The sequence below is a fragment of the Streptomyces cupreus genome (assembly GCF_014257025.1).
Taxonomy (GTDB): Bacteria; Actinomycetota; Actinomycetes; order Streptomycetales; family Streptomycetaceae; genus Streptomyces; species Streptomyces cupreus.
This window is the reverse complement of record NZ_JACMSF010000054.1, coordinates 27,082-52,267: the sequence shown is the minus strand read 5'-3', so window position 1 is coordinate 52,267 and position 25,186 is coordinate 27,082. Positions and strand designations below refer to the sequence as shown.

The following is a 25,186-nucleotide window of genomic DNA, read 5'->3' as shown; positions in this document are numbered from 1 at the left end:
TCGAGCCCTGCGGGCCCCCTTAATTCAAACCACGGGGAGGAACCGTGTCCGGATTCGTAGAAAAGCCCGAGCCGATTCAGGTTCCGGGCCTGGTACACCTGCACACCGGCAAGGTGCGCGACCTGTACCAGAACGAGGCGGGCGACCTCGTGATGGTCGCCAGCGACCGTATGTCGGCGTACGACTGGGTGCTTCCGACCGAGATCCCCGACAAGGGCCGCGTCCTCACCCAGCTCTCCCTGTGGTGGTTCGACCAGCTCGCCGACCTGGTCCCCAACCATGTGCTGAGCACCGAGCTGCCGCCCGGCGCCCCCGCCGACTGGGCGGGCCGCACCCTGATCTGCAAGTCGCTGAGGATGGTCCCCGTGGAGTGCGTGGCCCGCGGCTATCTCACCGGCTCGGGCCTCGTCGAGTACGACGACTCCCGTACGGTCTGCGGTCTCGCGCTCCCCGAGGGCCTGGTCGACGGCAGTGAACTCCCCGCCCCGATCTTCACCCCGGCCACCAAGGCCGAGGTCGGCGAGCACGACGAGAACGTCTCGTACGAGGAGGTCGTCCGCCAGGTCGGCGCCGACACCGCCGCCCAGCTGCGCCAGGCCACCCTCGCCGTCTACTCCCGTGCCCGGGACATCGCCAGGGAGCGCGGGATCATCCTGGCGGACACCAAGTTCGAGTTCGGCTTGGAATCCAATACTGCGGCCCGAAGGGCCTCGGTTGAGGGTGGTGGTGGGCGACGGGAGGGCGACACCCTCGTCATCGCCGACGAGGTCCTCACCCCGGACTCCTCCCGCTTCTGGCCGGCGGACCGCTGGGAGCCGGGCCGCGCGCAGCCGTCGTACGACAAGCAGTACGTCCGCGACTGGCTGACCTCGGCGGAGTCCGGCTGGGACAGGAAGAGCGAGCAGCCCCCGCCGGCGCTGCCGGAGCAGGTGGTGGACGCCACCCGCGCCAAGTACATCGAGGCGTACGAGCGTCTGACGGGTACCAGCTGGACGTAACGGAAGAAGCCCCCGGGGAAAACCGGGGGCTTCTTTTCACAGAGCGGACGACGAGGCTCGAACTCGCGACCTCAACCTTGGCAAGGTTGCGCTCTACCAACTGAGCTACGTCCGCAGTGCGCCGTGGCGCGAGAGCAACTATAGCAACCTCGCTCGGGGGCGACGACGCGCCGTTGTGTGACGTTCCTCCGGCCGAACTTGACCATGGTCGAGGAGAGGCAGTTCCGCCCGGTTCCCCGAGGCACGCCGCGGGTCGGTGACCTCAATCACGTGTTCGTGTTCGTCCCTGTCCATGACTTCAGCGCTCTGAGGAACACGAAAAGACCCCGATCCAGTGGACCGGGGTCTCATTCCCGAGCGGACGACGAGGCTCGAACTCGCGACCTCAACCTTGGCAAGGTTGCGCTCTACCAACTGAGCTACGTCCGCATTGCCTCCGACCGGCTCTCACCGATCGGCGCGAGCACCAGCCTACCTGATCCAGAAGGATGCCCGGTACGGCGATGCAGAGCGGGTGACAGGAATTGCACACTGCGCCTTCCCCCTGGAAGGGGGATGTTCTGCTACTGAACTACACCCGCATGCCTCCGTGAGCTGGGCTTTTCCGGCCCCGCCCCTCGGCGTGCTCCAGACTCTAGCTGATCGGGAGGGGTGCAGCGCAAGTCGGTTGTCCTCAGGGCCCGCTGACGCACCCTGAGGACGACGGCCGAGGGCGGCTCACTGCGCCGCGGCGAACGCCTCGTAGACCTTCTTGGGGATCCGGCCGCGTGCCGGTACGTCCATCTTGTTGGCCTGGGCCCAGGCCCGGACGGCCGCCGGGTCCGGGGCGACCTCGGTCTGCCGGTACGCCTTGCCGGAGCGCGACCGCTTCCGGCCAGCTTCCACGTACGGCTCAAGCGCCTTACGCAGTTTCTCAGCATTCGCTTGGTTCAGGTCGATCTCGTACGACTTGCCGTCGAGTCCGAAGGCGATCGTTTCCGCCGCTTCCGAGCCGTCGATGTCGTCAAAGAGGGTGACCACGACCTTCTGCGCCACGAAATTGGTCCCTTCGTACGGCACGAGTGACAATTCATTTGTACAGTGCCCGACAATGCATTGTGAAGCCCGACTAAATCCTCCCGCGTGTCCGAGCGCAATAGGTATCGGGTGACGATCTCGGATCTTTCTCGGAACTTTTCCGTCTGGCCGCCCTTGTGTCGGCCCGTGACAGTCATCACGTAGATCCCTACAAGTCGACGCGCGTAGAAATTTTGTGCAGGTAGTCTGAAACCACTGCAGGAACCTGCTCAGCACCACACCACCGGGAGTGCACGTGGCACGCGTCGTAGTCGACGTCATGCTCAAGCCGGAGATCCTCGACCCCCAGGGCCAGGCGGTGCAGCGCGCACTGCCGCGGCTGGGATTCGAAGGCATCTCGGACGTCCGTCAGGGAAAGCGATTCGAACTGGAAGTTGACGGGCCGGTCGACGAGGCCGCGCTCGCCCGCATCCACGATCTTGCGGAATCCTTCCTCGCCAACACCGTGATCGAGGACTTCACCGTCAAGGTGGAGGAAGTCGCGGAGGCCGCGAAGTGACCGCTCGTATTGGCGTCGTCACTTTCCCGGGGAGTCTCGACGACCGTGACACCCAGCGCGCGATCCGCCTCGCGGGCGCCGAACCGGTCGCCCTCTGGCACAAGGACAAGAACCTCCACCAGGTCGACGCGGTCGTCCTCCCCGGCGGTTTCTCCTACGGCGACTATCTGCGCGCCGGGGCCATCTCCCGCTTCTCGCCGGTGATGGAGACCGTCATCGAGCAGGCGAAGGCCGGCCTCCCGGTCCTCGGCATCTGCAACGGCTTCCAGATCCTCACCGAGGCCCACCTGCTGCCCGGCGGGATGCTCGGCAACGACCACCTGCACTTCATCTGCCGCGACCAGAAGCTGCGGGTGGAGAACGCCGCCACCTCCTGGACCAGCGACTACAGCGAGGGCCAGGAGATCTTCATCCCGCTGAAGAACATGGACGGCCGTTACGTCGCCGACCAGTACACGCTGGACAAGCTGGAGGCCGAGGGCCGCGTCGCCTTCCGGTATCTGGCCCGCGACGGAGTCGCTAATGAACGCGGCAACCCGAACGGCTCGCTCAACGACATCGCCGGCATCACCAACGAGGCCGGGAACGTCGTAGGCCTCATGCCGCACCCGGAGCACGCCGTCGAGCCCCTGATCGGGTCGGGCCGCACCGACGGCCTCCCCTTCTTCACCTCGATCCTCAAGAAGCTGGTCAACGCATGAGCCGGACGCCTCTGGACACGGTCGAGCACGCGACCGCGACCCCCGACGTCGAGCTGCCCTGGGCCGAACTCGGCCTGAAGAAGGACGAGTACGAGCGCGTGGTCGAGATCCTCGGCCGTCGGCCCACCGGTGCCGAGCTCGCCATGTACTCCGTCATGTGGTCCGAGCACTGCTCGTACAAGTCGTCGAAGGTGCATCTGCGCCAGTTCGGCGAGAAGGCCCCGCAGTCCGACGCCCTCCTCGTCGGCATCGGCGAGAACGCCGGTGTCGTCGACGTCGGCCAGGGCTACGCGGTCACCTTCAAGGTCGAGTCGCACAACCACCCCTCCTACGTGGAGCCCTACCAGGGCGCGGCCACGGGTGTCGGCGGCATCGTGCGCGACATCATCGCGATGGGCGCGCGGCCGGTGGCGGTCGTGGACCCGCTGCGCTTCGGCGCGGCCGACCACCCCGACACCAAGCGCGTCCTGCCGGGTGTCGTCGCCGGCATCGGCGGCTACGGCAACTGCCTGGGCCTGCCCAACATCGGCGGCGAGGTCGTCTTCGACTCCTGCTACCAGGGCAACCCGCTGGTCAACGCCGGTGCCATCGGCGTCATGAAGCACGAGGACATCCACCTCGCGAAGGCGTCCGGCGCGGGCAACAAGGTCATCCTGTACGGCGCCCGGACGGGCGGCGACGGCATCGGCGGCGCGTCGATCCTCGCCTCGGAGACCTTCGACGACGCCAAGCCGTCGAAGCGTCCGGCCGTCCAGGTCGGCGACCCCTTCCAGGAGAAGCTCCTCATCGAGTGCACGCTGGAAGCCTTCAAGGAGAAGCTGGTCGTCGGCATCCAGGACCTGGGCGCGGCGGGCCTGTCCTGCGCGACCAGCGAGCTGGCGTCGAACGGCTCGGGCGGCATGCGCGTCACCCTGGACGACGTCCCGCTCCGCGACTCGACTCTCTCTCCCGAGGAAATCCTCATGAGCGAGTCGCAGGAACGCATGTGCGCGGTCGTGGAGCCGGAGAAGGTCGACCGGTTCCTGGAGATCTGCGAGAAGTGGGACGTCATCGCCACGGTGATCGGTGAGGTCACCGACGGCGACCGGCTGGAGATCTACTGGCACGGCGGCAAGATCGTCGACGTCGACCCGCGCACAGTCGCCCACGAGGGCCCGACCTACGAGCGCCCGTACGCCCGCCCGTCCTGGCAGGACGAGCTCCAGGCGGACGACGCGAACAAGCTGCCGCGGCCGCAGACGTCGGAGGAGCTGAAGGACCAGGTCCTGAGGCTGGTCGGGTCCCCGAACCAGGCCTCCAAGAAGTGGATCACCTCGCAGTACGACCACTTCGTGCAGGGCAACACGGTCCTCGCCCAGCCCGAGGACTCCGGCATGATCCGCATCGACGAGGAGACCGGCCTCGGCGTCGCCATCGCGACGGACGGCAACGGCCGGTACACCAAGCTGGACCCGTACACGGGCGCCCAGTTGGCCCTCGCCGAGGCCTACCGCAACGTCGCGACGACCGGGGCCAAGCCGCTCGCCGTCTCGGACTGCCTGAACTTCGGCTCGCCCGAGGACCCGGCGGTGATGTGGCAGTTCGCGGAGGCCATCCGCGGTCTGGCGGACGCCTGCCAGCAGCTCGGCACCCCGGTGACCGGCGGCAACGTCTCCCTCTACAACCAGACGGGCGAGGTGGCCATCCACCCGACCCCGGTCGTGGCGGTCCTCGGCGTCATCGACGACGTCGCCCGCCGTACGCCGGTCGCCTTCCAGGAGGAGGGGCAGCTGCTCTACCTCCTCGGCGACACGCGTGAGGAGTTCGGCGGCTCGGCCTGGTCGCAGGTCGTCCACGACCACCTGGGCGGTCTGCCTCCGCAGGTGGACCTGGAGCGCGAGCGGCTGCTCGCCGAGATCCTGATCTCCGCGTCCCGCGACGGCATGATCGACTCCGCGCACGACCTGTCCGACGGCGGTCTGATCCAGGCGGTCGTCGAGTCGGCGCTGCTCGGCGGCAGGGGCGCGCGTCTGGTCGTCCCGGACGGTCTGGACGCCTTCACCTTCCTCTTCTCGGAGTCGGCGGGCCGCGCGGTCGTCGCCGTGCCCCGCTCGGAGGAGGTCCGCTTCAACGACATGTGCGGCGCCCGGGGCCTCCCGGTCACCCGCATCGGCGTGGTCGACGGCGACGCGGTCGACGTCCAGGGCGAGTTCGCGCTCTCCCTGGAGGAGCTTCGCGAGGCGCACGAGGCGACGATTCCGGCGCTGCTGGCGTAAGCGGTCGTACGAGATCGAGGTCCCGTCCGATTCCGGGCGGGACCTCGTCGGCGCTCACCGCACGTAGTTCTTGAGGATCTCCGTGTCGAGCTCGATGCCGATCGGGTCGGGGAGGAGCACCTTCTCACCGAGCTTCGCGGTGTTGGCGGCGCGGTAGCCGCCGACCTTCCGGTCCGGCGAGCTGTGCACCGTAACCGTGCAGGAGCCGCGGTCGATCAAGAGGTACACCGGGATCTCCGCCTGACCGTACGCGGCCGGCTTCTCGTGCCGGTCCCGCCGGTCCGTGTCCGAGTCGTACGAGGTGACCTCGACGACCATGAGCGCCCCGTCCGGGTCGGACCATTCGCCGTGCCCCGCGAAGTGGGCCTCGGGCGCGAGCACGGCGGCCGGTCTCGCCCTGCCCTGCCGATTCGCCGCGACCCGGAGGCCTCGACCGCAGTACAGGTCCAGGTCGGGTCGAGCTCGCATACAGCGCTTGGCCAGCCAGGACACGATGGTGCTGTGGTCCCCGTCCGCCGCCTTCTTGACCCCAATCCGTCCGTTGATGAACTCCAACGTGACGGTCTCGGGAGCGGCGGAGGCGATCTCTTCGAAATCCTCCACCGTCATCTGAGACGTGCGCTCGGCCATAACCGTCATGTTGCACCCCCTTCCAGGCGCAGACCAGTGTTGTCGGGTTCCGGCGCCGCGGGGTGACTTTCACGGCCGGACACACGTACGAGTGACGGTCTGCCTACGCTTGATCGCATGCCCCCGGCCAAGAAGCGCACCCGCAGCTACGACCCCGCCAAGATCCGTACCGCCGTCCTCGCCCAGCTCGGGCACGTCCAGGACGCCGTGCGCGGGCTCACGCCCGAGCAGCTCGCGGGGCCCACGCGGCTCGGGGCGTGGACCGTACGGGAGCTGGTCGCGCACATCGGGATGGCGCTGACGGCCATCGGGCGGTCCCTCGCTCTGCCGGAGCCGCCGAAGCAGGACGCCGTGCTGCTGGACTGGCCGTTCGCGACCTCCGCCAGCTCCTCGGCCATCGACGAGTTCACCAAGCGGCTGGTCCAGGAGCACCCCGACCTCGACGTCTACCTCGCCGACATCGCGCGCACCCTCGAACAGCAGCTGGACACCCACCCGGGCACCCGGCTGCTCGACACCAACGCCGGCGCCCTGCCGCTCGCCGACTACCTCGTCACCCGCACCGTCGAACTCGTCGTCCACACTGACGACCTGAACGCCGCGGTGGCGGGTCTTGAGGTGCCGTACGACCGGCAGGCCCTCGCCGCCTGTACCCGGCTGCTCGCCGACGCGCTCGCCGCCAAGGCGCCCGGCGGCTCGACCGAGGTGCGGATCCCGCCCTACGCGGTCGTGCAGTGCGTCGAGGGGCCCCGGCACACTCGCGGCACCCCGCCCAATGTCGTCGAGACCGACCCGCTGACCTGGATCCGGCTCGCAACCGGGCGGCTGGAGTGGCCGGAGGCCCTCGCTGAGGCGAAGGTCAGTGCCAGTGGTGAGCGGGCCGATCTCGGTGGTCTGCTGCCCTTGATGAGCTGACGACACAACGGACCGGTAACGACACCGAACCCAACACACGCCTCGTACGTCGAAGAGACATGAAGCGGACGACAAGTGTGAAGTACGCCGCCGCGGCGCTCGCCGGCACCGCCGTGCTGGCCGCCTGCGGCTCGGAGTCCGGCAGCGGCAGCAGCACGGTCGGGGACGGCGAGAAGACCACCAAGGCCGCCGACGTCATCGCGGACACCCGCTGGGTGCCGCAGAAGGTGACCGTCGACGGCAAGGAGTACGAGCTGCCGACCGGGGAGAAGAACTTCCGCGTCGACGAGGCGCACATCACCTTCAAGCCCGGCGCAGCCGAGCCGGACGTCGGCGGCGGGGAGTCGGGCGGCACGGTGGGCTGCAACAGTTTCGGCGCCGATGTCGAGATCGACGGCGACACCGTGAAGATCACCGACCTCGCCCAGACGGAGATCGGCTGCCCCGGCCCTGTGCAGGAGTTCGAGGAGAAGTTCACGAGCGTCTTCACAGGCACTCTGAAGGCCAAGATCGAGGAGGAGGGCGGCGCCAAGGTCCTCACCCTCACCCGCGCCGATGGCGACAGCATCACCCTGCGGGAGGGCGCCGAAGAGCCCGAGCCCGCGCTGAAGGGCACCAAGTGGACGATCGACACTCTGGTCTCGGGCAAGGGCGACGACGCCGTCGCCGAATCGCTGCCCAAGGGCGCCAAGGCCCACCTCACCCTGGCCGAGGACGGCACCGCGAGCGGCAACCTCGGCTGCAACAACTTCCGCGGCAAGGCCACCGTCAAGGACGGCACCATCGAGTTCGGGCCGCTGTCCACCACGCGCATGCTGTGCGAGGGCCCGGTCATGAAGGCGGAGCAGGAGATGATCGACATCCTCTCCGGCAAGGTGTCCTACCAGCAGAAAGACCAGGAACTGACCCTCACGGCGGCCTCCGGGGACGGTCTCGTCGCCCATGCGAAGTAAGAAAGCCCACTCCCAGCGAATTCGGACCAGTGGTCGATCTCGCCTACACTCGGAGCCGTGCCACGTGGTGACGGTCGACTCAATCACGATCTGCTCCCCGGCGAGAAAGGCCCCCAGGACGCGTGTGGCGTCTTCGGTGTCTGGGCTCCGGGCGAAGAGGTCGCAAAGCTCACGTACTTCGGGCTCTACGCCCTCCAGCATCGGGGCCAGGAATCCGCGGGAATCGCGGTCAGCAACGGCTCCCAGATCCTCGTCTTCAAGGACATGGGCCTGGTGTCCCAGGTCTTCGACGAGACCTCGCTCGGTTCGCTCCAGGGTCATATCGCGGTCGGTCACGCCCGTTACTCGACCACCGGCGCCTCCGTGTGGGAGAACGCCCAGCCGACGTTCCGCGCCACCGCGCACGGCTCCATCGCGCTCGGTCACAACGGCAACCTCGTCAACACGGCCCAGCTCGCCGAGATGGTCGCCGACCTGCCCAAGCAGGAGGGCGGCCGTACCCCGCGTGTGGCGGCCACCAACGACACCGACCTGCTGACCGCGCTGCTCGCGGCCCAGGTCGACGAGGACGGCAAGCCGCTGACCATCGAGCAGGCGGCCCACCAGATCCTCCCGCAGGTCAAGGGCGCCTTCTCGCTCGTCTTCATGGACGAGCACACCCTCTACGCCGCCCGTGACCCGCAGGGCATCCGCCCGCTGGTCCTCGGTCGCCTGGAGCGCGGCTGGGTCGTCGCCTCCGAGTCCGCCGCCCTCGACATCTGCGGCGCCAGCTTCGTCCGCGAGATCGAGCCGGGCGAGTTCGTCGCCATCGACGAGAACGGTCTGCGTACCTCGCGATTCGCGGAAGCGAAGCCCAAGGGCTGTGTCTTCGAGTATGTGTACCTGGCCCGCCCCGACACCGACATCGCCGGCCGGAACGTCTACCTCTCCCGCGTGGAGATGGGCCGCCGCCTGGCGAAGGAAGCCCCGGTCGAGGCCGACCTGGTCATAGCGACCCCGGAGTCCGGCACCCCGGCCGCCATCGGCTACGCGGAGGCCTCCGGCATCCCCTTCGGCGCGGGCCTGGTGAAGAACGCCTACGTCGGCCGGACCTTCATCCAGCCCTCGCAGACCATCCGGCAGCTCGGCATCCGCCTGAAGCTGAACCCGCTGAAGGAAGTCATCAAGGGCAAGCGCCTGGTCGTCGTCGACGACTCCATCGTGCGCGGCAACACCCAGCGCGCCCTGGTCCGCATGCTCCGCGAGGCCGGCGCCGCCGAGGTCCACATCCGGATCTCCTCGCCGCCCGTGAAGTGGCCCTGCTTCTTCGGCATCGACTTCGCCACCCGCGCCGAGCTCATCGCCAACGGCATGACCATCGACGAGATCGGCACCTCGCTCGGCGCCGACTCCCTGGCGTACATCTCCATCGACGGCATGATCGAGGCGACCACCATCGCCAAGCCGAACCTCTGCCGCGCCTGCTTCGACGGCGAGTACCCGATGGAGCTCCCGGACCCCGAGCTGCTCGGCAAGCAGCTGCTGGAGACCGAGCTGGCCGCAGGGCCCGCCGCCACGGCCGCCGCGGACGCGATCCGCCGCCCCTAAGTTCTGCCGTACGACACGAAGGTTCTCACCCCATGTCTGAGACGACTGGTGCCAGCTACGCAGCCGCGGGCGTGGACATCGAAGCGGGCGACCGCGCAGTGGAGCTCATGAAGGAGTGGGTGAAGAAGACGCAGCGCCCCGAGGTCCTCGGCGGCCTCGGCGGTTTCGCCGGTCTCTTCGACGCCTCCGCCCTCAAGCGCTACGAGCGCCCGCTGCTCGCCTCCGCCACCGACGGCGTCGGCACCAAGGTCGACATCGCGCGACAGCTGGGCGTCTACGACACCATCGGCCACGACCTGGTCGCGATGGTCATGGACGACATCGTGGTGTGCGGCGCCGAGCCGCTGTTCATGACCGACTACATCTGCGTGGGCAAGGTCCACCCCGAGCGGGTCGCCGCGATCGTGAAGGGCATCGCCGAGGGCTGTGTCCTCGCGGGCTGCGCCCTGGTCGGCGGCGAGACGGCCGAGCACCCCGGTCTGCTCGGCCCGGACGACTTCGATGTCGCCGGTGCCGGTACGGGCGTAGTGGAGGCCGACCGGCTGCTCGGCCCGGATCGCATCCGCAAGGGTGACACCGTGATCGCCATGGCGGCCTCCGGTCTTCACTCGAACGGGTACTCGCTGGTCCGCCACGTCCTGCTGAACCAGGCAGGTCTCTCCCTGGACGCGCGGATCGAGGAGTTCGGCCGCACCCTGGGCGAGGAGCTGTTGGAGCCGACCAAGATCTACTCGCTGGACTGTCTGGCGCTCACCCGGACCACCGATGTGCACGCCTTCTCGCACATCACCGGTGGGGGCCTCGCCGCCAATCTGGCCCGAGTGATCCCGGACGAGCTGCACGCCATCGTCGACCGCTCCACCTGGACCCCCGCCCCGGTGTTCGACCTCGTCGGCAGGACCGGCGACGTCGAGCGGCTGGAGCTGGAGAAGACCCTGAACATGGGCGTCGGCATGATCGCGATCGTGCCGGAGGAGTCGACGGACGTGGCTCTGGCGACGCTGGCCGACCGTGGGGTGGAGGCCTGGGTCGCGGGTGAGATCACGGACCGCGGCGAGCACACCACCGGTGCCGCGCTGGTGGGGGACCACGCCTGATCGGCAGCACGAAACCCGGTCCGGTGCCAAGGCCCCGGACCGGGTGAAGTGCAGTTGTGACGGAAACTGCGAAGCGTGCTACGTCAAGCGCCGCGACGCTGCGACGTGGGACCGGACTCGCCGTCCTCGTCCTCGTCGTCGTCGTTGTAGAGATCCGCGTACTGGGCGTACGGGTCGTCTTCGTCCTCGTCGTCCTCGAACGGCTCGCCGTTCGGCGGCTGGCTCGAAGTCGAAGCGCCCAGCTCGCTGGCCAGACGCGACAGGTCAGTCCCGCCGCTGTTGTACTTCAGCTGGCGGGCGACCTTCGTCTGCTTGGCCTTGGCCCGGCCGCGCCCCATGGCTCGACCCCCTCGGTGACGGGGCTCGACGGCCCCAGAGTCTCGACACGCGTTCATGATCCGGAACGGGCTCTCCGTGGAGAGACCGGTCCGTAGGGCTTCCACGGTACCTGAGCCCGCGCCCATACGGTACGTCGCCCGCAGGACGCGCGTGTGCCCAGGACCTTCGAGGTGCCCCGTCCTCCCTGGTCAACGGCGATTTTAACCACTTATCGCCGGTCGACCCGCCGGTAGAAGTGAGAGTTCTCTCTAAGTGCCCACCGGCGGGTACCGGTCAAACCTGCGCGCCCTCGGCGGATCAGCGCGTCCAGCGGGCCGCGGCGGCCTCGTGCATCCGCTGCTCGGCGATCCGGTCGGCCGCGGCGGCCGGCGGGATCCCATCCGCCTTCGCACGTGCGAATATGGCCAGCGTGGTGTCGTAGATCTTGGCCGCCTTGGCCTTGCACCGCTCGAAGTCGAAGCCGTGCAGCTCGTCGGCGACCTGGATGACACCGCCCGCGTTCACCACGTAGTCCGGCGCGTAGAGGATCCCCCGGTCGGCGACGTCCTTCTCCACACCCGGGTGGGCGAGCTGGTTGTTGGCGGCGCCGCAGACGACCTTCGCGGTGAGCACCGGCACGGAGTCGTCGTTCAACGCCCCGCCGAGCGCGCAGGGCGCGTAGACGTCCAGGCCCTCGATGCGGATCAGCGCCTCGGTGTCGGCCACGGCCGTCACGCTCGCGTGCCGCTCGGTGATCCGGCTCACCGCGTCCTCGCGCACATCGGTGACGAAGATCTCGGCGCCCTCCGCGACGAGGTGCTCGACCAGGTGGTGGCCGACCTTCCCGACGCCCGCGATGCCGATGCGCTTGCCGCGCAGCGAGGGGTCGCCCCACAGGTGCTGGGCGGAGGCCCGCATGCCCTGGTAGACGCCGAACGCGGTGAGTACGGAGGAGTCGCCGGCGCCGCCGTTCTCGGGGGAACGCCCGGTGGTCCACCGGCATTCGCGGGCCACGACGTCCATGTCGGCGACGTAGGTGCCGACGTCGCAGGCGGTGACGTAGCGCCCGCCGAGCGAGGCCACGAACCGGCCGTAGGCCAGCAGCAGCTCCTCGGTCTTGTCACGCTCGGGGTCACCGATGATCACGGCCTTGCCGCCGCCGTGGTCGAGACCGGCCATGGCGTTCTTGTACGACATCCCGCGCGCGAGGTTCAGGGCGTCTTCGACGGCCTCCTCCTCGCTCGCGTACGGGTAGAAGCGCGTACCGCCGAGGGCGGGGCCCAGCGCGGTGTTGTGGATGGCGATGACGGCCTTGAGGCCGCTGGCGCGGTCCTGACAGAGCACGACTTGCTCATGACCGCCCTGCTCCGAGTGGAACAGGGTGTGCAGTACATCAGCAGGTGCGCCGGTTACGTCGGTCACTGTGGTGACTCCTGGGTAAGTAGCGGCGGTTCGGAGCAGTTCCCGTAAGGGTGGCGGGAACCGTGAGCATGAGATTAGAGCCTGGGGCGCCCCGCCACCTCGACGTGCTCAGGATCACCTACTCCCGGAGTACCCCCGTGCGACGATTTGCATAGATTTCCCGCGCCTTTGTGAGCGGGTTTCGCAGGTTTTCCTGGCAGACGGCGGGGGAGGGAGCAGGCGTGCCCAAGGTGTCCTCGATGATCGTTCCGTACGCGACCTATCTGCGCGTGTACGAACCGCTGGCCGCCTTCCCCGAGCCCGAGCGCAGCCACTGGGCGCGCTACGCCCGGCGCCGCAACCGTCCCTCGTACCAGGACGAACTGCGCCGCGCCCTCGCCGACTTGCTGCCCACCCCGCCGGTCCCGGTGCCGGTGCACGAGAGCCTGGACGCCTTCGTCCTGGACGTGGACGGGGTGGTGTGCGTCTGCCCGTGGCGCACCCGGCTGCGCGGCTGGCAGGCGCTCGGCGAGCTGGCCGAGGAGTTTCCCGGGCCGGTCCTGGACGCGGTGCTGCCGGAGGTCGTACGGCGCCAGGCGGCCCAGGACTACGAGCGCTGGCTGACGCGCAACCCGGACGCCCGGCCCTGGATCCGCACCTCGACCTGGCAGGTGCCGCTGAACTGGTTCGTGCTGGTCTCGGACGAGGAGCGGCGCTACGACAAGGGCACCGGGGAGATCCCGCCGATGCTGCGCTACCGCACGCCGATGGTGCAGGCGCGGCGCCGGGTGGCGCGGGCCCTCAGGACCCTGAAGGACACCATCGAAGAGGGGCCGCTCGTGGACGGCCTGGTGGACGTGGGGCGCTGGCTGGAGGAGTTCCATCCGCGCTCGCTGGTCGAACTCGACTACGGCGGTCTGGTGCATGTGCTGCCGGCCGGTGAGCTGGAGGGCGACCACTCCGCCGCGGACGTGGCCGAGGGCATCGCGGCGCTGCGGGAGGGCGACGGGGCGGCGGCGGGGGCGGCGTACGGGCGGCTGGTGGAGCGGTGGCGCTCGGTACGGGACCGGCGGTCGGCCAACTGACGCCTGACGTCCGCCGAGTGTGGGCCAGGTCACGAACTGACGTTTGACCAGACGCCCGTTTTGGGGTTTCGTCCTCCTTCTGATGCGCCTGACGTTGCTGAAGTTTCGTCAACATGGGACGTAGGTCCCGATCCGGGCGTTCGCCTCAAGATGTGTCAAGCGTGATGGACCGCACTTACGCGGCCCTTGCGTCTCTTGCCCTCCCTCATGCCAAAATAGGACAAGGAGTCCGGGGAGGACTCCGCTCGCATTGCACGCTTTGGGGGGTCTGATGACTCCTGATCGCCCTGTGACTGATCGTCACAGTGGCGTGACTGTCCGCTATGGCATGGTCCATCGGCTTCCGTCGCTGATGAACACCTGGAGGGGCAATTCCATCGGTTTGGCCGACGCGGCTGGACAGATGGTGTAGTTGTAGTGCCGAGGACAAGCCGTTCGTCCTATAACCGACTCGACTCGCGTCCGCCATTTCGGGCAACGCGGGTCAAGGTGCAGAATTTAGAGGAAAGAACCGAGAAGGTTCGGTTCTCCCGAGGAGGCCGCTCATGACCGCTCGCACCCCTGATGCCGAGCCGCTGCTGACCCCGGCTGAGGTCGCCACCATGTTCCGCGTCGACCCCAAGACGGTCACGCGGTGGGCGAAGGCCGGAAAGCTTACGTCCATCCGTACGCTCGGCGGGCACCGCCGTTACCGCGAGGCTGAGGTCCGCGCTCTGCTCGCGGGCATCCCGCAGCAGCGCAGCGAGGCCTGAACAACTTCATAGCCGGGCAAATCGGCAGGTCCCCCAACGTGCCGAGGCGTCCGGAACCTACAGCTCCAAGCGACGCGGGTTCTGCCCCAACAGAGCCCACGCCCAAGGCTTCAGGCAACTGACAGGGTGCGTCGTGGATCGCGCTGGACTCCGCCGGGTCCAGCGCGATCTTTTTTGCGCGCGGAACCGAGGCTCGCACGGGCCCTGTGTGTGGCCTTGTCTGAGCCTGGGGAGGGGTGTCGGATCTCCTGAGGACGCGCCCTCCCGGCTGGTGCAATTGCACATATTAAATTGACCAGTTGTAGGTGGGGTGTGAGTACCGCGGTTCCGGAAACTCATGCGGTGACACCCGTCACATGCCAGGGAGCTTGTTGCCCTCGACGCATGTGCGCTAGAGGAACCCCGCGCTCCAGAGTCCCATGGCGGCGCGGGTGTTGGGGCCGGCGACGGTCACGCCGGGGCGGGGCTTTCGTCCTCGACGGAGTCGACAGGCGTGCGGTTGGGGGCCGGCGGCGCGGAATCCATCGCGAGCCGCAGGAGCTGATGGCAGATCGGGCAGTGCCGGGTCAGATGCCGGTAGGAGGAAGCGGCCGACAGGTGCGCACGGAGCAACGCCCGCGTCTCGTGCCTAGCCGAAGCCGCCATACGCCACCTCCAGGGCCGTACGGAGAAGGAGCCCTGGTTTCTGGGTACCGAGCGAATGTGACGCCGTCAAGACGGCGTGGAGCGCCTTGAGGCCCGCCGAAGCCTCCTGGGGGCAAACGCAGAAGGGCCCGAGTCGTGCGACTCGGGCCCTTCACTGTGCGGTCCTGACGGGATTTGCTGTACTCGATTGCGGCTGCGCCGCGGGCGCGGCCTCCACCTTGACAGGGTGGCGAGCGGTGGGTGTGAAGAGGGCCCGCGTCCCTTGGTGGGATGCGGGCCCTCTTCTTGCTGCGGTCCTGACGGGATTTGAACCCGCGGCCTCCACCTTGACAGGGTGGCGAGCACTCCAAACTGCTCCACAGGACCAGGTTTCGCGGCGCTTATTGCCGCGTTGCGCTGCGAGAAGAGACTGTACAGGAGGGTGGGTGTCCTGGTCGAACTCACCCTCTGTGCGGGAGCCGTTACGGCGCCAGCGCGTCGATCGCCTTCACGATCCGCTTGTCCGAGACGGGGTACGCCGTACCGAGCGCATGGGCGAAATAACTGACCCGGAGCTCCTCGATCATCCAGCGGATGTCGAGCACCTGCTGCGGGACGGGGCGGCCCTGCGGCATCTGCTCCAGCAGCCAGGCGTACTCGTCCTGCATCTCATGGACCTTCTGCATGCGGGTCGTGTCCCGCTGCACGTTCGTCGGCATCTGCTGAAGGCGCCGGTCCACTGCCACCAGGTACCGCATCAGATCCGGCAGCCGCGAAATCCCCGCGGCCGTGACGAACCCCGGCTTCACCAGGGCGCTGAGCTGCTTACGGACGTCCGTCAGGTTCGCCAGCAGCGCCGGGCTCTGTACGGCCTTCAGACGGCGCTCACAGGCCTGCCAGGCGGCCAGCACCTGCTGCACCTGCCCGACCGCACGCACCGTCGTGTCCACGATCTCCGCGCGCACCTTGTCGTACAGCTTCCGGTGCGACTCCTCGTCCCACGCGGGACCCCCGAAGTCCCCGATCAGCTTGTCCGCCGCCGCCATCGCGCAGTCGTCGAACAGGGCCTGGATCGAACCGTGCGGATTCGCCGACAGCGCCAGTTTCTGCGCGTTCGTCAGCTGCTCCGAGGCGAACTTCGCCGGGTTCACCGGGATGTTGCGCAGGATCAGCCGCCGCGTGCCCTGCCACATCGCCTCCGCCTGCTCCGCCTCCGTGTCGAAGAGGCGTACGGAGACCGTGTCGCCGTCGTCCACCAGGGCCGGGTACGCCTTCACCGGCTGGCCGGCCCGGCGGGTCTCGAAGACACGGGTCAGCGAGCCGATCGTCCAGTCCGTGAGGCCCTTGCGCTCCAGCGACTCGCCGCCCTCCCGGGACGCCGTCGCCGCGGCCGCCTGGGACAGCGCCTTGCGCGCCTTCGGCTTCAGCCGGAGCTTCAGCGCCTCCAGATCCTTGTCCTCCGCCAGCTTGCGACGGCGCTCGTCGACGATCCGGAACGTGATCCGCAGATGATCCGGCACCTTCGCCCAGTCGAAGTCCTCGGCCTCGAACGGCACCCCGACCATCCGCTTCAGCTCGCGGGCCATCGTGGTCGTCAACGGTTCCTGCAAAGGCACCGCCGTGTCCAGGAACCGCTTCGCGAAGTTCGGCGCCGGCACGTAATTACGGCGGATCGGCTTCGGCAGCGAGCGGATCAGCTCGGTCACGACCTCCTCCCGCAGCCCGGGGATCTGCCAGTCGAAACCCTCGTCCGTGACCTGGTTGAGCACCTGGAGCGGGATATGGACCGTCACACCGTCCGCGTCCGCGCCCGGCTCGAACTGGTACGTCACCCGGAACTTCAGCTGCCCCTGCCGCCACGAGTCCGGATAGTCGGCCTTCGTGACCGCCTCCGCCGACTCCCGGATGAGCATCTCCCGCTCGAAGTCCAGGAAGTCCGGCTGCTCATGCCGCTTCCGCTTCCACCACGAGTCGAAGTGCGCGCCGGACACGACGTGTTCGGGCACCCGCTCGGCGTAGAAGTCGAAGAGCGTCTCGTCGTCCACGACGATGTCCCGGCGCCGCGCCCGGTGCTCCAACTCCTCGACCTCGCTGAGGAGTTTGCGGTTGTCGGCGAAGAACTTGTGATGCGTGCGCCAGTCGCCCTCGACCAGCGCGTTACGGATGAACAGCTCGCGCGAGACCTCCGGGTCGATCCGGCCGTAGTTCACCTTGCGCTGGGCGACGATCGGCACGCCGTACAGCGTGACCTTCTCGTACGCCATCACCGCTGCCTGGTCCTTCTCCCAGTGCGGTTCGCTGTACGTCCGCTTCAGCAGATGCCCCGCCAGCGGCTCGACCCACTCCGGCTCGATCTTCGCGTTGATCCGCGCCCACAGGCGGGAGGTCTCCACCAGCTCCGCGGACATCACGAACCGCGGCGTCTTCTTGAACAGCGCCGAGCCCGGGAAGATCGCGAACTTGGCGTTGCGGGCGCCGAGATACTCGTTCTTGTTGCCGTCCTTGACGTCCTTCATCCCGATGTGGGAGAGCAGGCCGGCGAGGAGGGAGACGTGGATGCTCTGGTCGGCCGCGTCCTCTTCGTTGAGGTGGATCCCCATCTGCTTGGCGACGGTACGCAGTTGGGTGTAGATGTCCTGCCACTCACGGATGCGCAGGAAGTTCAGATACTCCTGCTTGCACATCCGCCTGAAGGCGCTCGATCCCCGCTCCTTCTGCTGCTCGCGGATATAGCGCCAGAGGTTGAGATAGGCGAGGAAGTCGCTGGTCTCGTCCTTGAAGCGGGCGTGCTGCTGATCGGCCTGGGCCTGCTTGTCGGCGGGGCGCTCGCGCGGGTCCTGGATGGACAGCGCGGCGGCTATCACCATGACCTCGCGGACACAGCCGTTGCGGTCGGCCTCCAGCACCATCCGGGCCAGACGGGGGTCGACGGGCAGCTGGGCCAGCTTGCGGCCGGTGGCGGTCAGCCGCTTGCGTACGTCCTGCTGCGCCGGGTCCAACGCGCCCAGTTCCTGCAGGAGTTGGACGCCGTCACGGATGTTGCGGTGGTCCGGCGGATCGATGAAGGGGAACTTCTCGATGTCACCGAGGCCGGCGGCGGTCATCTGGAGGATGACGGAGGCGAGGTTCGTACGCAGGATCTCGGCATCCGTGAACTCCGGCCGGGCGACGAAATCGTCCTCGGAGTACAGCCGGATACAGATACCGTCGCTGGTCCGACCGCAGCGGCCCTTGCGCTGGTTGGCGCTGGCCTGCGAGATCGGCTCGATGGGGAGCCGCTGGACCTTGGTGCGATGGCTGTAGCGGCTGATGCGGGCGAAACCCGGGTCGATGACGTACTTGATCCCGGGGACCGTCAGCGAGGTCTCGGCGACGTTGGTCGCCAGAACGATCCTGCGCCCGGTGTGCGGCTGGAAGACACGGTGCTGCTCGGCATGTGAGAGCCGGGCATACAGGGGCAGGACCTCCGTGAACCGATACCGCTTCTTCTCCAGCGCGTCGGCCGTGTCCCGGATCTCCCGCTCACCGGAGAGAAAGACGAGGATGTCGCCCTTGCCCTCGGCCTGGAGCTCCTCCACGGCGTCGCAGATGGCGGTGATCTGGTCCCGGTCGGCGTCGTCGGAGTCGTCTTCGAGGAGCGGCCGATAACGCACCTCTACGGGATACGTCCGCCCGCTGACCTCGATGATCGGCGCGTCCCCGAAGTGCCGGGAGAACCGCTCGGGGTCGATGGTCGCGGAGGTGATGACGACCTTCAGATCGGGCCGCTTCGGCAGCAACTGCGCCAGATACCCGAGCAGAAAGTCGATATTGAGAGACCGCTCATGGGCCTCGTCGATGATGATCGTGTCGTAGGCCCGCAGCTCACGGTCGGTCTGGATCTCCGCGAGCAGGATGCCGTCCGTCATCAGCTTGATGAAGGTCGCGTCCGGGTTCACCTGGTCGGTGAACCGCACCTTCCAGCCGACGGCCTCACCGAGCGGGGTGTCCATCTCCTCGGCCACGCGCTCGGCGACCGTACGGGCGGCGATACGGCGGGGCTGGGTGTGCCCGATCATGCCGCGGACGCCACGCCCGAGCTCCAGACAGATCTTCGGAATCTGGGTGGTTTTGCCGGACCCGGTCTCACCGGCGACGATGACGACCTGGTGATCGCGGATGGCCTCGGCGATCAGATCCTTCTTCTGGCTGACGGGCAGCTGCTCGGGATACGTGACGGCCGGTACCCGGGACCGCCGCTCACCCATCCGGTCTTCGGCCTTCGCGACCTCGCCCTCGATCTCGGCGAGAACGGCGGCACGGGCCTCCGGCTTGCGGATCTTGCGCGCACCTTCAAGCCGCCGACCGATCCGATGCGCATCACGCAGCGACAACTCGGTCAGACGGGGGGCGAGGGCGCCGAGGGCGGGGGCAGGGTGCGTAGACATACGCGACCCAGGATCTCATCCCGGCCAAAGAAGGGGCGAACGCTTTTGGGCGGCGGGCCTCGCGGTGATCACCACACGCCACCAAGAAGATGTCCGACTCGGCACACGGCCCGAGAATGGCGGTGTCAGCACTTCGCGCGCTGGATCGGAGACGCCATGAGTGACCTCAAGATTGAGCAGAAGCGCTCGCTGTCACGCCTTGAGGCGGCAGACCGGCTCGCGGCGCTCGCGTCCGCGCTGAGGCAGGGCGAGGACGCCGAGCTGGAACTGGAACCCTGGACATTGAGTCTGCGGATCCCGTCCGAGCTGCACAGCGAGATCGAGCTTGAGGTCGGCGGCGGGGAGATCGAGCTGGAGATCGAATTCAAGTGGTCGACGGCACCGGCGACGCCGACGAAGAGCGAAGCCGGAGCCGGTGCCGCGAAGCGGACCACGACGAAGCGGACCGCAGCGAAGAAGTCCCGAGCGTGAGAAAGATCAAGGGCCCCGACCGTACGGTCGGGGCCCTTGGGTTGTGGCTGGGGCCGGGGTCGAACCGGCGACCTTCCGCTTTTCAGGCGGACGCTCGTACCAACTGAGCTACCCAGCCACGAGGCTCCCGAAGAAACCTCAGCGGTCCTGACGGGATTTGAACCCGCGGCCTCCACCTTGACAGGGTGGCGAGCACTCCAAACTGCTCCACAGGACCAAGCTGTTGCGTACGACAGTGTCGCACACCGTACTGCGTGCCCCCAACGGGATTCGAACCCGTGCTACCGCCTTGAAAGGGCGGCGTCCTAGGCCGCTAGACGATGAGGGCTATCGGCCCGCCTGGGCGCTTCTCAGCGCGTCGGGGACGTGAGAAGCATATGGGATGGCGGGAGGGATCGCCAAAACGGTTTACGGGGACGCGGGGGAGGTGGGGCCGTTCCCCGGCTGGTTCTCCTCCGGGAGATGTCGGCTGACCTCGGCCGTCGTCAGGCCGAGGCCGCCCAGTTCGATCTCGTCCCAGGCCTGGAGGCGGTGGGTGTCCCGGTCGAAGTAGAGGATCGAGGTCTCGATGGGGTCGGGGTACTTGCCTTCGATCGCTCGTAGGCCGCTGCCGCCTGTGGAGCCCTCGATGCGTAGGCGTGTGCCCTGTTCCAGGATCTCCATCTCGTCGTGGTGGAGGTGGCCCGCCAGGACCAGGGGGACCTCGCCGTCCACCTCGCGGGCCGCCGATGGTTCGTGGGCGATCGCCACGTCCACCGGGGTGCCGGCCGTCCGCTGGTCGCGCAGGGCCGAGGCGAGGCGGGCGCCGGCCAGTTCCTGGGAGGCCTCGGCGCCCGTTTTGTTCGTGCGGTCGGGGGTGAACTGGGGGTCGCCGATCCCGGCGAAGCGCAGGCCGGCGACGGTCTTGGCGCGGCCGTCGTCCAGGACGTGCACGTTCTTCAGGTCCTCCAGGTAGCGCTGGGTGGTCATCGAGTCATGGTTGCCGCGGACCCAGACGTAGGGCGCGCCGAGGTCCTCGATCGGGTCGAGGAAGCCGTTCTCGGCGGCGGAGCCGTGGTCCATGGTGTCGCCGGAGTCGACGATCACGTTGACCTGATACTGCTCCACCAGCGAGGCGATGATCTTCCAGCTCGCGGGGTTGAGGTGGATGTCGGACACGTGCAGTACGCGGATGGTGGTCGGGTCGGGCTGGTAGGCGGGGAGTGTGGAGGTGGCGTCGTAGAGCTTGGTCACGTTGGTCACCAGGCGGGCCAACTCTTTTTGGTAGACGTCGAATTCGGTGACGATGCTGCGGGCGTCGCCGACGAGTGAGGGGGCGGAGGACAGGAGTCCGGAGAATTTGGGTTCCAGGACGGAGTTCGGGTTCCAGGTGGCGGCCGCGGTGCCGCCGGAGGCGGCGAGCAGGGTGAGGGCGAGGCCGCCCGCGGCGAGGGCGCGGCGGGGGCGGCGGTAGACGGCGAGGCCGAGTGCGGTGGCGCCGGCGACTACGGCGACGCAGGAGCGCAGGGCCAGGTCGCGGGTGCCGTGGGCGACGTCCCCCGCGATCTCGTCCTGGAGTCCGGAGAGGCGTTCGGGGTGGTCGACGAGGGCCTGGGCGCGCTCGGGGTCGAGTTGGTCGACGTTGACGTCGAGGCGGACCGGGGCGACGTGGCTGTCGAGCTGGAGGGCGCCGAGCGGGGAGACGTTGATCTTGGTGCCGCCGCTGACCGAGGGGCGCAGGGTCATGGTGGTGTTCATGGGGCCGACGGGCACGCGTACGTTGCCGACGATCAGCAGGCCGAGCCAGGCGCCGAGCAGGACGACCGTGACGAGGCCGAGGGCGCGGCCCCAGGGGTGTGGCTGCGGGACGAGCTGGATCGTGGTGGGTGCTTGGCGGGCGCGGTACTGGCGGGTCAGGGCGCGCGGGGCCCTTCGTAGCCGGTTGGCGGCGGTGAGGACTGCGGCGGGGACGCGGGCCATTGGTCCCGTATGCCCAAGTGCGGGGGTGGATATGCGGGGCGTCGGCGGCTCTCGTACGGCCGTGTCGTACCGGACAATGGCCGTGTGCTGGAGATGACGCGCGAGGAGTTCGAGGAACTGGTCGCCGAGGCGCTGGACCGGATTCCGCCGGAGCTGACGCGGCTGATGGACAACGTCGCGGTGTTCGTCGAGGACGAACCGCCCGCCGACGATCCCGAGCTGCTCGGGCTGTACGAGGGGACGCCGCTGACGGACCGGGGTGAGTGGTACGCGGGTGTGCTGCCGGACCGGATCACGATCTACCGGGGGCCGACGCTGAGGATGTGCGAGTCGCGGGAGGACGTGGTCGCGGAGACCGAGGTGACGGTCGTGCATGAGATCGCGCATCACTTCGGGATCGACGACGCCCGGTTGCACGCGCTCGGGTACGGGTGAGCGTCGGCTGATACGGGTCGCGTGTCCTCTTGTGGGCGGGGGGAGTTGGGGAGGTTGACTCCTTCATCCTCCACCGGAGGTGGCTGCCCGTGCGCCCCTTGTACGTACCTGTCCGTCTGGCTGCCACGGTGATGGCCGTCGCCGCTGCCGCCGGCTGTATGAGCGTGGGCGACGACGGTGCCGGTGGGCGCGCGAAGCCGTCGCATTCCGCCGGGCAGGGCGCTGGTGAGGCGCCGGACGGGGGGTCGGCGCTGTCCGGTGGTGGTGCGGGGAACGGGGCCGCGGCGGCCGAGGGCAAGCGGGGGAAGGGCAGGAAGGGCAAGGCCGAGGAGTCGGCGTCTCCTTCGGCGTCGGCGCCGGCCGAGCCGAGCGAGGGTGCTTCCGCGCCGGGGAGGACCGAGAAGCCGGGAAAGCCGCCCGAGCCGACGAAGGCGCCGCCGACGCCGACGCGCACGGCGGAGCCGACGCCGACGCCCACGCAGCCCGAGCCGACGGTCTCGCCCGAGCCGACGGTCGCCGAGCCGTCGTCCCCGGCGCATGGGGAGCCGCAGATGGTGCAGCGGGAGCCGGCGCCGGAGGCGGGGGCTCCGGTGTGACCTACGTCTAGCGGGCTCGGTTTGCCTTCGGGGGTGCAGGGTGCGTATGGTGGTAGATCGTTTGATCCCATTTGCCCGGCGCCAACGCAGAGCGCGCCGTGTGGCGCGTTCTCTCCCTTGCCGTGGCTGACCGCATAGAGGCGGTCGTATTGCGAAATCACGGAGTTGACGGGCGCGTGCCGACGAGACTCCGGAAGGTTTCGCATACGCATGTCCATTTCCAGTTCTGATCACATCGTCCTGCCCGAGAACGGCGAGAACGAGATCGCCGAGACCGTGACCGTCGAGGAGACCCCCGAGGTCACCTTCGCGGACCTCGGTCTTCCCGAGGGTGTCGTGCGCAAGCTCGCGCAGAACGGCGTGACCACCCCCTTCCCGATCCAGGCCGCGACCATCCCGGACGCCCTGGCCGGCAAGGACATCCTGGGCCGTGGCCGTACCGGCTCCGGCAAGACCCTCTCCTTCGGTCTGCCGACCCTGGCCCGCCTGTCGGGCGGCCGTACCGAGAAGCACCGCCCGCGCGCCGTCATCCTCACCCCGACCCGTGAGCTCGCGATGCAGGTCGCGGACGCGCTCCAGCCCTACGGCGACCAGCTCGGCCTGAAGATGAAGGTCGTGTGCGGCGGTACGTCGATGGGCAACCAGATCTACGCGCTTGAGCGCGGTGTCGACGTGCTGGTGGCCACCCCGGGCCGGCTGCGCGACATCATCAACCGCGGCGCCTGCTCCCTCGAGGACGTCGAGGTCGCGGTGCTCGACGAGGCCGACCAGATGTCGGACCTGGGCTTCCTGCCCGAGGTCACCGAGCTGCTCGACCAGGTTCCGTCGGGCGGTCAGCGGATGCTGTTCTCCGCGACGATGGAGAACGAGATCAAGACCCTCGTCGACCGCTACCTGAGCGAGCCGGTCCTGCACGAGGTCGACGCGGCGCAGGGCGCGGTGACGACCATGTCGCACCACATCCTGATCGTGAAGCCCAAGGACAAGGCGCCGGTCACGGCCGCGATCGCTTCCCGCAAGGGCCGCACGATCATCTTCGTGCGCACCCAGCTGGGCGCCGACCGTGTCGCGGAGCAGCTGCGTGACGCGGGTGTGAAGGCGGACGCGCTGCACGGCGGTATGACGCAGGGTGCGCGGACGCGGACGCTGGCGGACTTCAAGGACGGTTACGTCAACGTCCTCGTCGCCACCGATGTCGCCGCCCGCGGTATCCACGTCGACGGCATCGACCTCGTGCTGAACGTCGACCCGGCCGGTGACCACAAGGACTACCTGCACCGTGCGGGCCGTACGGCTCGGGCCGGCCGTACCGGCACCGTCGTGTCGCTGTCCCTGCCGCACCAGCGCCGTCAGATCTTCCGGCTGATGGAGGACGCGGGCGTCGACGCCGGGCGTCACATCATCCAGGGCGGTGCCGCCTTCGACCCGGAGGTCGCCGAGATCACCGGTGCCCGTTCGATGACCGAGGTGCAGGCCGAGTCCGCGGGCAACGCCGCGCAGCAGGCCGAGCGTGAGGTCGCCCACCTGACCAAGCAGCTGGAGCGTGCGCAGCGTCGCGCGGGCGAGCTGCGCGAGGAGGCCGACCGGTTGGTCGCCCGGGTCGCCCGCGAGCGCGGCGAGGACCCGGAGGCCGCGGTGGCCGAGGCACAGGCGGCGGTGGCCGCGGCACAGGCGGCGGTGGCCGCGGCGGAGATCGCCGTGCCGGAGCAGCCGGTGGCGTCGGACGTGGAGCGGGTCGAGCGCGTGGAGCGTGCGGAGGCTTCGACCTCGTACGAGCGTCGTGAGCGCCGTGACGACCGCGGTGGCCGTTCCTACGAGCGTCGCGACAACGACCGTGGTGGGTTCCGCCGGGACAACGACCGTGGCGGTTTCCGCCGTGACGACCGTGGTGAGCGTTCCTTCGAGCGCCGTGACAACGACCGCGGTGGCTTCCGTCGGGACAACGACCGCGGTGGCCGTTCCTTCGAGCGTCGCGACAACGACCGTGGTGGGTTCCGCCGGGACAACGACCGTGGCGGTTTCCGCCGTGACGACCGTGGTGAGCGTTCCTTCGAGCGCCGTGACAACGACCGCGGTGGCTTCCGCCGGGATGACCGTCGGGACAACGACCGTGGCGGGTTCCGTCGCGACGACCGTGGCGGCCGTTCCTTCGAGCGCCGTGACGAGCGCGGCGGTCACCGTGGCAGCGACCGTCCGTTCAACCGCGACCGCCAGGGCGACCGTCCCGGCTTCCGCTCGGGTGGCCACGAGCGCCCGAACGGCCGCCGTGACGACCACCGCGGCGGCGGCTCCTTCCAGCGCCGCGAGGACAAGCCGCGCTGGAAGCGCAACGGCTGACCCTGAGCCGTAGGACACAGAGGCCCGCACGATTTCGGTCGTGCGGGTCTTTTTTAGCCACCTGTGACG

General features: G+C 68.6%; 21 protein-coding genes and 7 tRNA genes. 14 read left to right on the top strand and 14 right to left on the bottom strand.

Annotated elements, in window-relative coordinates; translation table 11 throughout:
• The first annotated feature begins 44 nt into the window (after window positions 1-44).
• A complete protein-coding gene (locus H4N64_RS34755; RefSeq protein WP_186286516.1) occupies window positions 45-998 on the top strand; it encodes a phosphoribosylaminoimidazolesuccinocarboxamide synthase in 954 nt (317 codons plus the stop codon).
• 42 nt (window positions 999-1,040) lie between these two features.
• On the opposite strand, the gene H4N64_RS34750 is transcribed toward H4N64_RS34755, so the two are convergent.
• The 4 genes from H4N64_RS34750 to H4N64_RS34735 form a co-directional block, all read right to left on the bottom strand.
• A tRNA-Gly gene (locus H4N64_RS34750) sits at window positions 1,041-1,113 on the bottom strand.
• A gap of 241 nt (window positions 1,114-1,354) precedes the next feature.
• Window positions 1,355-1,427 (bottom strand) — tRNA-Gly (locus tag H4N64_RS34745).
• A gap of 80 nt (window positions 1,428-1,507) precedes the next feature.
• Window positions 1,508-1,579 (bottom strand) — tRNA-Gly (locus H4N64_RS34740).
• Between the two features lie 136 nt (window positions 1,580-1,715).
• Window positions 1,716-2,033, bottom strand: coding sequence for an Lsr2 dimerization domain-containing protein (locus tag H4N64_RS34735; protein WP_186286515.1), 318 nt, complete (start codon window positions 2,031-2,033; stop codon window positions 1,716-1,718).
• A 277-nt stretch (window positions 2,034-2,310) separates the two neighbouring features.
• On the opposite strand from H4N64_RS34735, the gene purS reads away from it, so the two are divergent.
• The 3 genes from purS to purL are packed head-to-tail and all read left to right on the top strand — an operon-like array spanning window position 2,311 to window position 5,530.
• Window positions 2,311-2,574 (top strand): phosphoribosylformylglycinamidine synthase subunit PurS, encoded by a 264-nt coding sequence (gene purS / locus H4N64_RS34730; protein ID WP_015659417.1) that lies wholly within the window; start codon window positions 2,311-2,313, stop codon window positions 2,572-2,574.
• Entirely contained in the window at window positions 2,571-3,275 is a 705-nt protein-coding gene (gene purQ, locus H4N64_RS34725) for a phosphoribosylformylglycinamidine synthase subunit PurQ (protein WP_186286514.1), read from the top strand. The genes purS and purQ overlap by 4 nt, the downstream gene beginning before the upstream one ends.
• Entirely contained in the window at window positions 3,272-5,530 is a 2,259-nt protein-coding gene (gene purL, locus H4N64_RS34720; protein ID WP_186286513.1) for a phosphoribosylformylglycinamidine synthase subunit PurL, read from the top strand. Before purQ ends, purL begins: the two co-directional genes overlap by 4 nt.
• A gap of 54 nt (window positions 5,531-5,584) precedes the next feature.
• Here the strand turns inward: purL and H4N64_RS34715 are convergent, their stop codons facing one another.
• Entirely contained in the window at window positions 5,585-6,169 is a 585-nt protein-coding gene (locus H4N64_RS34715) for a Uma2 family endonuclease (RefSeq protein WP_186286512.1), read from the bottom strand.
• Window positions 6,170-6,277: 108 nt separating this feature from the next.
• On the opposite strand from H4N64_RS34715, the gene H4N64_RS34710 reads away from it, so the two are divergent.
• Genes H4N64_RS34710 through purM form a run of 4 tightly spaced genes read left to right on the top strand, consistent with a single transcriptional unit; the run spans window position 6,278 to window position 10,712 of the window.
• A complete protein-coding gene (locus tag H4N64_RS34710; RefSeq protein WP_186286511.1) occupies window positions 6,278-7,075 on the top strand; it encodes a maleylpyruvate isomerase family mycothiol-dependent enzyme in 798 nt (265 codons plus the stop codon).
• A gap of 59 nt (window positions 7,076-7,134) precedes the next feature.
• Complete coding sequence (locus H4N64_RS34705) at window positions 7,135-8,028, top strand: META domain-containing protein (RefSeq protein ID WP_186286510.1); 894 nt, start codon at window positions 7,135-7,137, stop codon at window positions 8,026-8,028.
• Window positions 8,029-8,085: 57 nt separating this feature from the next.
• A complete protein-coding gene (gene purF, locus H4N64_RS34700; RefSeq protein WP_186286509.1) occupies window positions 8,086-9,615 on the top strand; it encodes an amidophosphoribosyltransferase in 1,530 nt (509 codons plus the stop codon).
• Between the two features lie 32 nt (window positions 9,616-9,647).
• Window positions 9,648-10,712, top strand: a complete 1,065-nt coding sequence (gene purM / locus H4N64_RS34695; RefSeq protein ID WP_186286508.1) for a phosphoribosylformylglycinamidine cyclo-ligase — start codon at window positions 9,648-9,650, stop codon at window positions 10,710-10,712.
• 83 nt (window positions 10,713-10,795) lie between these two features.
• Here purM and H4N64_RS34690 read toward each other — a convergent pair whose 3' ends face one another.
• Both H4N64_RS34690 and H4N64_RS34685 read right to left on the bottom strand, forming a co-directional pair.
• Window positions 10,796-11,050: a DUF3073 domain-containing protein gene (locus H4N64_RS34690; RefSeq protein WP_186286507.1), complete on the bottom strand. Its 255-nt coding sequence runs from the start codon at window positions 11,048-11,050 to the stop codon at window positions 10,796-10,798.
• Window positions 11,051-11,348: 298 nt separating this feature from the next.
• A complete protein-coding gene (locus tag H4N64_RS34685; RefSeq protein ID WP_186286506.1) occupies window positions 11,349-12,452 on the bottom strand; it encodes a Glu/Leu/Phe/Val dehydrogenase dimerization domain-containing protein in 1,104 nt (367 codons plus the stop codon).
• Between the two features lie 221 nt (window positions 12,453-12,673).
• Here H4N64_RS34685 and H4N64_RS34680 point away from each other — a divergent pair, with 221 nt between their 5' ends.
• Together H4N64_RS34680 and bldC are read left to right on the top strand one after the other, a co-directional pair.
• Window positions 12,674-13,516, top strand: coding sequence for a DUF8083 family protein (locus H4N64_RS34680; RefSeq protein WP_186286505.1), 843 nt, complete (start codon window positions 12,674-12,676; stop codon window positions 13,514-13,516).
• 545 nt (window positions 13,517-14,061) lie between these two features.
• Window positions 14,062-14,268, top strand: a complete 207-nt coding sequence (gene bldC / locus H4N64_RS34675) for a developmental transcriptional regulator BldC (protein ID WP_003949541.1) — start codon at window positions 14,062-14,064, stop codon at window positions 14,266-14,268.
• A 450-nt stretch (window positions 14,269-14,718) separates the two neighbouring features.
• Here bldC and H4N64_RS34670 read toward each other — a convergent pair whose 3' ends face one another.
• The 3 genes from H4N64_RS34670 to hrpA all read right to left on the bottom strand — a co-directional run bounded on the left by H4N64_RS34670 (window position 14,719) and on the right by hrpA (window position 19,319).
• Complete coding sequence (locus H4N64_RS34670) at window positions 14,719-14,913, bottom strand: DUF6274 family protein (RefSeq protein ID WP_186286504.1); 195 nt, start codon at window positions 14,911-14,913, stop codon at window positions 14,719-14,721.
• Window positions 14,914-15,204: 291 nt separating this feature from the next.
• A tRNA-Asp gene (locus H4N64_RS34665) sits at window positions 15,205-15,279 on the bottom strand.
• Window positions 15,280-15,374: 95 nt separating this feature from the next.
• The gene (gene hrpA, locus H4N64_RS34660) at window positions 15,375-19,319 is read right to left on the bottom strand and encodes an ATP-dependent RNA helicase HrpA (protein ID WP_186286503.1); all 3,945 of its coding nucleotides are present in this window, start codon (window positions 19,317-19,319) and stop codon (window positions 15,375-15,377) included.
• Window positions 19,320-19,475: 156 nt separating this feature from the next.
• On the opposite strand from hrpA, the gene H4N64_RS34655 reads away from it, so the two are divergent.
• Window positions 19,476-19,790, top strand: a complete 315-nt coding sequence (locus tag H4N64_RS34655) for an amphi-Trp domain-containing protein (protein WP_186286502.1) — start codon at window positions 19,476-19,478, stop codon at window positions 19,788-19,790.
• Window positions 19,791-19,834: 44 nt separating this feature from the next.
• Here the strand turns inward: H4N64_RS34655 and H4N64_RS34650 are convergent.
• The 4 genes from H4N64_RS34650 to H4N64_RS34635 form a co-directional block, all read right to left on the bottom strand.
• Window positions 19,835-19,908: transfer RNA gene (locus H4N64_RS34650), tRNA-Phe, on the bottom strand.
• Window positions 19,909-19,932: 24 nt separating this feature from the next.
• Window positions 19,933-20,007 (bottom strand) — tRNA-Asp (locus H4N64_RS34645).
• Window positions 20,008-20,045: 38 nt separating this feature from the next.
• A tRNA-Glu gene (locus tag H4N64_RS34640) sits at window positions 20,046-20,118 on the bottom strand.
• Between the two features lie 80 nt (window positions 20,119-20,198).
• Entirely contained in the window at window positions 20,199-21,749 is a 1,551-nt protein-coding gene (locus tag H4N64_RS34635; protein WP_186286501.1) for a metallophosphoesterase family protein, read from the bottom strand.
• 84 nt (window positions 21,750-21,833) lie between these two features.
• Here H4N64_RS34635 and H4N64_RS34630 point away from each other — a divergent pair, with 84 nt between their 5' ends.
• The 3 genes from H4N64_RS34630 (at window position 21,834) to H4N64_RS34620 (ending at window position 25,117) form a co-directional block, all read left to right on the top strand.
• On the top strand, window positions 21,834-22,184 hold the full coding sequence (locus tag H4N64_RS34630) for a metallopeptidase family protein (protein WP_009327618.1): 351 nt from the start codon (window positions 21,834-21,836) through the stop codon (window positions 22,182-22,184).
• A gap of 89 nt (window positions 22,185-22,273) precedes the next feature.
• Window positions 22,274-22,780, top strand: a complete 507-nt coding sequence (locus tag H4N64_RS34625) for a hypothetical protein (protein WP_186286500.1) — start codon at window positions 22,274-22,276, stop codon at window positions 22,778-22,780.
• 210 nt (window positions 22,781-22,990) lie between these two features.
• Window positions 22,991-25,117 carry a DEAD/DEAH box helicase gene (locus tag H4N64_RS34620; RefSeq protein ID WP_186286499.1) on the top strand — a complete coding sequence of 709 codons (2,127 nt, stop codon included), beginning with the start codon at window positions 22,991-22,993 and terminating at the stop codon, window positions 25,115-25,117.
• Window positions 25,118-25,186: the final 69 nt, after the last annotated feature.